Here is a 3347-nt window from a genome sequence, read left to right as displayed (position 1 = left end):
AGAAAAATGCTTATTGGCTTATATATAAAAAGTATAAAATTTTGTACATAAATTAATAAAATAAAATTTCATAAAAAAAATGTAAAAAATTGCGGGAAAAAGCTTGCATAATATATTTTAGTATGCTAGTATACAAGTATAAATAAAACTTGTGCATGAATATCACAAACTTGGGAGGCAAAAAATGAAATTACCATTTAATATTGATTTAAGAAATAAAGTTGCAGTAGTAACTGGGGGAACAGGAGTATTATGTGGAGCTATGGCTGATGCATTAGCAGAATGTGGAGCTAAAGTAGCTATACTTGCTTTAAATCAAGAAGCATGTGATGCTAAAGCAGAATCTATAAAAGCTAAAGGTGGAACAGCTATAGGTATAGAAACTAATGTTTTAAATAAAGAGAGCATAAAAAATGCTCATGAAATAATATTAAAAGAATTTGGTCCATGTGACATATTAATAAATGGAGCTGGTGGAAACCATCCAAAAGGAACTACAACTAATGAATACTTACTACCAGAAGATTTAAATAATGAAGAATTAACTACTTTCTTTGATCTAGATGCAGAAGGTGTAAACTTTGTATTTAATTTAAACTTCTTGGGAACATTACTTCCATCTCAAGAGTTTTCAAAAGATATGATAAATAGAGAAGGTGCAACAATAATAAATATATCTTCAATGAATGCTTATACACCTTTAACTAAAATACCTGCATATTCAGGAGCTAAAGCTGCAGTAAGTAACTTTACTCAATGGTTAGCAGTACACATGTCAAAAGTTGGGATAAGAGTTAATGCAATAGCACCAGGATTCTTCGTAACAGCACAAAATGAAAAATTACTATTTAATGAAGATGGAACTCCAACGCCAAGAAGTGAAAAAATATTAAATAGCACTCCAATGGGAAGATTTGGTGAAGCTGATGAATTATTAGGTACATTATTATACTTAGTAGATAATAATGCATCAGGATTTGTTAATGGAATATGCATACCAGTTGATGGAGCGTTTTCAGCATATTCTGGAGTTTAATATATAAACAAGTATAGGGGGGCGTATATTATCATGTTAAATAAAATAAAAGAAGAAGGTATAGTAGCTGTAATAAGAGCGAAAAACCATGAAGAAGCCATAGGATATATAAATGCTTGTGTAAATGGTGGAGTGAAAGCCATAGAACTTACTTACACAATACCAAATGTAGTAGAATTAATTAAATATGTTTGTGAAAAATACGATGATGTACTAGTTGGTGTAGGAAGTGTATTAAATAGAAAAATGGCAAAGGATGCAATAGATGCAGGTGCTGCATATGTTGTAAGCCCAGGATTCTCTGATGAAGTAAATACTATTTGTCACGAAATGAATATATTATACTTACCAGGGTGTATGACAGTAACAGAAGTTATGAATGCCATGGACAAAGGGAATGCAATGATTAAACTATTCCCAGGTGAAGTATTTGGACCTAAATATGTTAAAGCAATAAAAGCACCAATACCTAATGTTGAAATTATGCCAACAGGAGGTGTATCCATAGATAATATTGATCAGTGGTTTGAAATGGGAGTTTCGTGTGTAGGAGTAGGAAGCTCATTATTAGGAGCAGGCTCTTTAGAAGATATAGAAAATTTAGCTAAAGAGTTTAAAAGTAAAATTGCAAACATTAGAAAATAGTCAAAATGATGTGGTATTGGCCTTTGGAGAAGTTATGCTTAGGCTTACTCCTACAAACTTCCAAAGAGTCATACAAGCAGAGGAATTTGATGCAACTTATGCTGGTGGAGAAGCTAATGTTGTTTGTAGTTTGAGTATGTTCGGTCATAACACTAAGCTAATTACTAAATTACCAGAGAATGTTTTAGGAGATAAGGTAATAAGGGCGATGAACAGCTTTGGTGTAGATACTAAGGATATTCTAAGGGGCAAAGGAAGGCTGGGAATATATTTCTTAGAACAAGGCTTTGGTGTAAGAAATTCAAATGTAATATATGACAGAGAATATTCATCAATATCTATGGCAACAAAAGAGGAATTTGATTTTGATAAAATATTAAAAGGTGTGAAAATGATACATGTATCAGGAGTAACACCAGCCCTAAGTTCCAACTTGTATGAAATTTCTGTTGAACTTATAAAGGCTGCTAGCCAACGTGGTATACTAGTATCTTATGATTCGAATTATAGATCAAAATTATGGTCATTAGAAGATGCTAGAAAATTCATGTTAGAAGTATTACCTTTTGTTGATATAGTATTTTTAGGTATATTAGATTTTATTAATATATTAGAATATAAGGTTTCAGAAGAAAAGAATTTGGAAGCTAAATTAAATACTTTATATAATGAATTATTTGAAAAGTATCCAAACCTTAAATTTGCCGCATGTACAAAGAGAACTGTTAAGTCTGTAAATAATAATTCTTTAAAAGGATTCTTCTTTGACGGTAAAAAGCTAACTTCGTCTAGAACTCATCATATTGACATACTAGACAGAGTTGGTGGAGGAGATGCCTTCACAGCAGGGATTCTACATGGGATTTTAACTAATATGGATAGTAGTCAGATTGCAGAATTTGCTACTTGTGCAAGTGCTTTGAAGCATAGTATAAAAGGTGATATAAATATGGTTGATTTAGAACAAGTTGAAGTTCTTATGAATTGTGGAATAGAAAATATAAATAGATAAGTATATAAGTAGAGGGTATATAGAATTATTAGGAGGAAAGTCAATCATGGAAATGACATTTAGATGGTATGGACAAGATGACCCTGTGAAAATAGAGTACATCCGTCAAATACCAGGAATGAAAGGAATAGTAACGGCTATATATGATATACCAGTAGGAGAAGTATGGCCATTAGATAGAATATTAGAATTAAAGAAAACAGTTGAAGATGCTGGATTAGAACTTTCAGTAATAGAAAGTGTTCCAGTACACGAAGATATAAAATTAGGTCTTCCAACAAGAGACAAATATATAGCAAATTACTGTGAAACTATAAGAAATTTAAGTAAAGCAGGAATAAAAACTATATGTTATAACTTTATGCCAGTATTTGACTGGACTAGATCTGATTTAGAATATGAACTAGAAGATGGATCAACTTGTTTAATATATGATGAAGAAAAAGTAGCAAAAATGGATCCAGCATTAGGTGAGTTAGAATTACCAGGATGGGATACATCATATGGTGAAGGTGGACTTGGAGCTTTACTTGATCAATATAAAGATATAGATGAAGAGAAACTTTGGGAAAACTTAGAGTACTTCATAAAAGGAATAATGCCAACAGCTGAAGAGGAAGAAGTTAAAATGGCAATACATCCAGATGATCCACC

Annotated in this window: 4 protein-coding genes; all 4 read left to right on the top strand. The window is 31.6% G+C overall.

The window, feature by feature from the left end; genetic code table 11:
- Positions 1–184 precede the first annotated feature (184 nt).
- Entirely contained in the window at positions 185–1036 is an 852-nt protein-coding gene (locus NSA58_RS17705; protein ID WP_039680974.1) for an SDR family oxidoreductase, read from the top strand.
- Positions 1037–1069: 33 nt separating this feature from the next.
- On the top strand, positions 1070–1681 hold the full coding sequence (locus tag NSA58_RS17700; RefSeq protein WP_039680973.1) for a bifunctional 4-hydroxy-2-oxoglutarate aldolase/2-dehydro-3-deoxy-phosphogluconate aldolase: 612 nt from the start codon (positions 1070–1072) through the stop codon (positions 1679–1681).
- A complete protein-coding gene (locus tag NSA58_RS17695) occupies positions 1662–2693 on the top strand; it encodes a sugar kinase (protein ID WP_074429274.1) in 1032 nt (343 codons plus the stop codon). The genes NSA58_RS17700 and NSA58_RS17695 overlap by 20 nt, the downstream gene beginning before the upstream one ends.
- A gap of 46 nt (positions 2694–2739) precedes the next feature.
- Positions 2740–3347: mannonate dehydratase (uxuA, locus tag NSA58_RS17690; protein ID WP_257560760.1), on the top strand; the 608-nt coding region annotated here is incomplete at its 3' end.

This window comes from Terrisporobacter muris (assembly GCF_024621905.1).
In the GTDB taxonomy this organism is placed as follows: Bacteria; Bacillota; Clostridia; order Peptostreptococcales; family Peptostreptococcaceae; genus Terrisporobacter; species Terrisporobacter muris.
The sequence above is the reverse complement of the archived record's forward strand: the minus strand, read 5'-3'. Positions and strand labels throughout refer to the sequence as shown.

Coding starts and splice junctions, on each gene's coding strand:
- NSA58_RS17705 (WP_039680974.1), top strand. CDS start 185: ATGAAATTACCATTTAATATTGATTTAAGAAATAAAGTTGCAGTAGTA.
- NSA58_RS17700 (WP_039680973.1), top strand. CDS start 1,070: ATGTTAAATAAAATAAAAGAAGAAGGTATAGTAGCTGTAATAAGAGCG.